Annotated in this window: 4 protein-coding genes and 1 pseudogene; all 5 read left to right on the forward strand. The window is 58.5% G+C overall.

All coding sequences use genetic code 11. The features are described from left to right. A partial coding sequence (tnpC, locus tag F3089_RS15620) for an IS66 family transposase (RefSeq protein ID WP_151441712.1) occupies positions 1-1,090 on the forward strand: 1,090 nt, incomplete at its 5' end. A 62-nt stretch (positions 1,091-1,152) separates the two neighbouring features. After that, positions 1,153-2,232: a TolC family protein gene (locus F3089_RS15625; RefSeq protein WP_225741798.1), complete on the forward strand. Its 1,080-nt coding sequence runs from the start codon at positions 1,153-1,155 to the stop codon at positions 2,230-2,232. Next, complete coding sequence (locus F3089_RS15630) at positions 2,229-3,476, forward strand: HlyD family secretion protein (protein WP_151441713.1); 1,248 nt, start codon at positions 2,229-2,231, stop codon at positions 3,474-3,476. The genes F3089_RS15625 and F3089_RS15630 overlap by 4 nt, the downstream gene beginning before the upstream one ends. Next, on the forward strand, positions 3,476-5,635 hold the full coding sequence (locus F3089_RS15635; protein WP_192497418.1) for a peptidase domain-containing ABC transporter: 2,160 nt from the start codon (positions 3,476-3,478) through the stop codon (positions 5,633-5,635). Before F3089_RS15630 ends, F3089_RS15635 begins: the two co-directional genes overlap by 1 nt. Then, positions 5,622-5,965 (forward strand): annotated as a pseudogene (locus F3089_RS15640) (hypothetical protein); the annotation flags it as partial. The gene F3089_RS15635 and the pseudogene F3089_RS15640, both read left to right, overlap by 14 nt.

Here is a 5,965-nt window from a genome sequence, read left to right on the forward strand (position 1 = left end):
AAAATACGCCTGTCGTCAGTGCGAGGACGGCGTCGCCATTGCGCCGGCTCCGGCGCAGCCACTGCCCAAATCCAACGCCAGTGCCAACCTGCTGGCCTACTGCCTGGTGGCCAAATACGTGGATGCGCTGCCGCTGTATCGTCAGCAGCAGGCGTTCAAACGCCTGGGGGTGGAACTGCCCCGCAATACCCTGGCGCGCTGGATGATCCAGGCCAGCGAGCGCGTGGAGCCACTGATCGAGCGCCTTCGTGAGCACTTACGCGCCAGCCCGGTCATCCACATGGATGAGACCACCGTTCAGGTCAACGATGAGAAGGACCGCGAGGCAAGCACCACCTCCTACATGTGGCTGCAGCGAGGTGGCCCGCCCGAAGGGGGGTCGATCGTACTGTTTGACTACCGGCCCTCGCGCGCCGGGCGCATCCCCATCGAACTGCTGGGCCAGTTCCAGGGGGTGTTGGTGACCGATGGCTATGAGGGCTACGCGCAGATCGCCCGCCAGAACGGGCTGACCCATGCCGGCTGTTGGGCCCACGCCCGACGCAAGTTCGTCAGCGCCCACAAAGTTCAGCCCAAGGGCAAAGTCGGTCAGACGGACAAGGCGCTCAAGCTCATCCGCCGGCTCTACACCGTCGAACAGCAGGCCAGGCCTCTGAGCGTTGATGAACGACAGGCGCTGCGCCGGCAACAAAGCCAGCCGATCATCGACCGGCTCCAAGACTGGCTGGAAAGCCAACTTCATCGAGTGCCGCCAAAGACGGCGTTGGGCAAGGCACTGCATTACCTGTCGCAGCAGTGGCCGCGGCTGACCCGGTTCCTCGACGATGGGCAGATCCCGCTGGACAATAACCCGGCGGAGAACGCCATCCGCCCGTTCGTGATCGGGCGCAAGAACTGGCTGTTCAGTGACACCCCGAAAGGAGCCGATGCCAGCGCCCGCATCTACAGCCTGATCGAGACGGCCAAGGCCAATGGGCTCGAACCCTACGAGTATATGGTCAAAGTGCTGAGCCAGCTGCCAACAGCCACCACCGAAGAGCAGCTGGACCGGCTGCTGCCCTGGCGTCAGGAAGGGGCGGTCACCGCGTAGTTCGTGGACCGCTTACCGATCAACCGACCCGAGCTGGCGGCGTTACAGAACAGCGAAGGGAAATAGCCAATACTCGTTATCAGGCCTCCCTGACCCAACCGGTATTCCGGCTGGATGCCTGGTACGACTATAGAGCAGGACGCGCTGGAGCCCGGGTTGCAGAGCTCGAATTCAAGCAGCGTCTGCAACGCTTTAACAGGGAATTGCTTCAGGCGTATCTGGAAGCATTACGTGCCCAGGTCAGGGCTCGGACCCTCGACACTCGTGTGGAAGCTGCCGAGGCTCAGCGGAGGCAGGCCAAATCACGCCTGGACGCAGGCCTGACCTCGCGATTGGATGTTTCGGATGCACAGGCGGAACTGAAGCAGGCGGAGCTTGAGTTGGTTCGAGCCCGTTCCTCCCAGCACGCGGCAATGCAGAAACTGACGGCCCTAAGCGGTAAGGCGGTTGAAGAGGTTGCGCCACTTGCTGACCGTTTTGAGCCTCGCCAGCACCGTTATTCCTCCAGGGGCAAACTGCTTGATGCCAGCCGTTCCCGGAATGCCAGGGTTCAGGTGCTTGAAGCCGCCAGCATGCAGGCGGAAATGCAATGGAAGAGGGCATTGGCCGATTTTGCGCCTGAAATCGACTTGACGGTGAAGGCTAACCGGGAGCAGAGCGAGCTTGAGCAAGCCCCGAGTGCGGGGGCTCTGGCGGACGACGATATTGAGTCGGTGGTGGTGGGTGTCCAGCTTTCGATGCCTCTGTTTACCGGGGGCCGCAACCTTTCAGCCTACCGGCAGGCTCGGGCAGAAAAGGAGCAGGCCTACGAACAACGGCGCGCAGCCATTATCGAGGCCCGGCGCTCCGTCAAGGTGAATCTCAGGGATCTGCAGAGTCTTCGCGAGGCCATTTCAGCGGCGGAAGTCTCATTGCAGACGCAGAAGGAAAGGCTCTCTGCTACCAAGCGGGCTGCTGAATCCGGTCTGCGGGATACGGTGGAGGTTGTGCGTGCTCAACGAGCCCTGTTTTCCGCCCGTCAGGACTATGAAGAGGCTCGCATTGATTACGTTGGTGCGCTCGCTCGGCTCCGTGCGCAGACTGGTTCGCTGGATCGGGCTTTCCTGGAAACGGTCAATGATTGGCTGGAGAGTCCCTCATGACAGGCCAGTTGTTTCGCCAGGAAGCGGTAGCCTATCAGCGAGAGCGTCTCTGGGGGGAGATCCTTCTGACGCAGCCTCTTTCGTTGCGGCTTCTGAGTGCTGCCGTGGCCGTGGTTCTGGTCTGCCTGGTTCTGTATCTGTATCTCGGCACCTATACACGCAAGGAAACGGTTCAGGGGTACCTTAGCCCTGCTGAGGGCATGGTGGAGGTGTATGCCTCTCAGGTCGGGACCATCACCAAACTAAACGTTGAGGCTGGTGACAGGGTTGATGAGGGCGAGGTTCTGGCACGTGTCAGCACGGACAAGACGCTTGAGGAAGGGGGAACGCTCAATACTCTGGTCCTGCAACTTCTGGAACAGCAGAAGCAACGCCTGGAGCAGAGGATTGAACGCCAGAAGAGGCGGCGGGATGCACGCGAGGTCTATCTCCGCAGCCGTATTGATGGGCACGAACATCAGATTGATCAACTCAAGGAGCAGATCCAGCTCCAGAAGGAGCGGATTGAGTTGGCGGAAAGTCGTTACCAATCCCTGAAAGACCTTCACAGGGATGAACTGATTTCCGAGGAGGAGTACCAGGCACGGTATCAGACCCTGCTGGACGAACAGCAACGGCAGAATCAACTCCGACAGTCTCTATCAACCGAAGAGGGAGAGCTTGAGAACGCACGTTTTGAACTGGACTCTCTGGAAAGTGAGACCCAGGCAACACTGGATGAGCTGAGGGCGGAAATAGCAGGGCTTGATGAGCGACGACTGCAACACCGGGGAGAGCATGCATTTTCGGTAGAGGCGCCCCGTGCTGGTCGTGTTACAAGTCTACAGGTGAAGCCGGGGCAGATGGCCTCTTCTCAGCGCCCCATGATGGCCATTCTGCCGGAAGGCAGCTCGCTGGAAGCTGAGCTTCTCGTGCCCAGCCGGGCTATTGGTTTTGTCGAGCCTGATTTACCCGTGCGTGTTCGGTACGACGCCTTCCCTCATGAGCGCTTTGGCAATCATGAGAGCCAGGTTTCGGATGTGGCGGAGACCGTTCTCTCCCCTGATGAGGTGGATGCACCGATCAGGCCTCAGACACCGGTTTATCGGGTGAGCGCGGAACTGAGCCAGCAGACCTTGATGGCTTACGGCCGCGAGATGCCACTTGATGCCGGCATGACCCTCCAGGCGGACATCCTTCTGGATGAACGGCCACTTTACCAATGGATACTGAAACCGCTCTACAGTCTCAAGGGGACCCTGTAATGGATTCGCCGCTGTCCCTGCTCCAGTTTTCCGGTCGCAGGAAAGTGCCGGTGATCCAGCAGACCGCTATGGCTGAATGCGGTCTTGCGTGCCTTGCCATGGTTGCCGGCTTTCATGGGTTTCACACGGACCTGAATACCCTCCGCCGCCGTTTCCCCGTTTCACTCAAGGGCGCCACCCTCAAGAGCCTGATGACCACCGCGGATCGTCTCAACATGGGCGCCCGCCCCCTCAAGCTGGAAGTGGACCAGATACGGGATCTCGAAACACCCGCCATCCTGCACTGGGACATGAATCACTTTGTGGTGCTGGCCGGTTTCAGTGGCAGCAAGGCGGTTATTCACGACCCTGCTCAAGGGGCTCGATATCTGGACCGCGATGAGTTGTCCCAGCATTTTACCGGCATCGCTCTCGAGCTTACCCCGGCCCCTGGCTTTGAGAAGGAAGACGAACGCCGTTCCATGAAGCTGACCGACTTCTGGAGCCGGATCAGCGGGTTCAACGGAGCCCTTGCGCAGGTGCTTGTCCTGTCCTTCGCGCTCCAGGTTTTCGCTCTGGGTGGCCCTTTCTACATGCAGCTGGTAGTGGATGAAGCGCTGGTCAGTTACGACGCGGATCTTCTGCTGGTACTCGCTCTTGGGTTCCTGATGCTGGTGATCATTGAGATCGGGACCCAGATGCTGCGTTCCTGGGTGGTGCTGATGTTCAGCAGCATGCTCAACATGCAGATGGCGAACAACCTTTTCCGGCACCTGGTGCGTTTACCCCTGGACTATTTCGAGAACCGTCACATTGGTGACGTGGTTTCCCGTTTTCAGTCCCTCCAGCAGGTCAAGGAGATGTTTACCACAGGGTTTGTGGAGGTACTGGTTGATGGGGTTATGTCCATCATCCTGGTTATTCTGCTGTTCGTTTACAGTCCGATGCTGGCTCTTATTGTCCTGGCATTTGTGAGTCTCTATCTGCTCCTGCGTCTGGCCCTGTTCCGGCCATTCCGGAATCTCACCGAGGAGAGCATCCTCGCCGAGGCCAAGGAGCAGTCCAACTTCATGGAAACAGTGCGTGGCGTCCAGTCGATCAAGCTTTTCGGCAAGGAAGTGGATCGTCAGAGTCTCTGGCAGAACCGCTACGCGGAGCGTATCAACACGGATATCAGCCTGGGTAAGTTCGACATCGGCTTCAATACGGCCAATGGCCTGCTTTTCGGGCTGGAGAACATTCTCGTCATATACCTTGGAGCCAGCCTTGTGCTTGAAGGTCAGGGTGCCTTTACCGTTGGCATGCTGTACGCCTTTGTCTCTTACAAGAAGCAGTTCACCTCGAAGGCAGAGGCGCTGATCAACAAAGCGATTGAACTGAAGATGCTCCGGCTTCACCTGGAGCGGATTGCCGACATTGCCAAATCCCAGACGGAAGCCCATCTGGAAACTGATGGAGGTGATGAGCGTGAACTTTCGGGAAACTTCAGGTTACAGGGGATCAGTTACCGGTATACGGAAGAGGATCCCTGGTTGTTTCAGGACCTATCGTTGGAAATCCCTGCAGGTCAGGCTGTGGCCATTCGAGGCCCTTCCGGAACGGGGAAGAGCACGCTGCTGAAGATCATGCTCGGCCTGCTTGAACCGAGTACCGGCGAAGTCCAGGTCAGTATGGAACAGGAGCATGCCGAGGTTGCGGATCAGGCCCGCGCGTCATTTCTGGATATCCGAGTACTTGGCCTGCGCCATTTCAGGGAGCAGGTAGCGGCTGTCATGCAGGAGGATCAACTGCTGTCCGGCAGTATCTCCGACAATATTTCGTTTTTCGATCATGATCCGGATCACAAATGGATCCGTGAATGCGCGCTCATGGCCTGCCTGCACGAGGACATCGAGGCGATGCCCATGGGGTATAACAGTCTGGTGGGGGATATGGGCACTACCCTCTCCGGCGGTCAGAAGCAACGGTTGATGATAGCCCGCGCCCTTTATCGTCGCCCCCGGATACTGTTTCTCGACGAAGCAACCAGCCATCTGGATGTGACTACAGAAAGCCGAATTAACGGCTTCTTGGTACAAATGAACATGACGCGAGTGATGGTGGCTCACCGCCAGGCAACCATTGATATGGCGGATCGGGTGGTGACTCTGGAGGCAGGGAGGTTGCATGAAGGAGGTTGAGTACCATGCCGACACAACCCCCTTTGTGCTGGTTCTGGGCAGTGAGAATTGCGCTCACGTTCAGGCAGTGTGCAGCGCTGTTGGTCGCCGTGGGGTCCGTGTCGTGGTCCTGGATACAACTCGCTTCCCTGGGGAGATCCGTATCAGTTATGACCCGGAAGGGGATATCGAATTCGTTATTGCCGGTGACAGGTTCCGGATGTCGGCGTGCCGAAGTGTTTACTGGCGGAACTATCCGGGGGTGGATCCGCGGCTGACGGGCAGCGTCGAGGTGGATGAAATCAGTACCCGCGATTCGCGCAGTCTGTTGGAATCTCTCCTCTACAAAGA

This window comes from Halospina sp. K52047b (genome assembly GCF_008709855.1).
Lineage (GTDB): Bacteria > Pseudomonadota > Gammaproteobacteria > Pseudomonadales > Oleiphilaceae > Halospina > Halospina utahensis_B.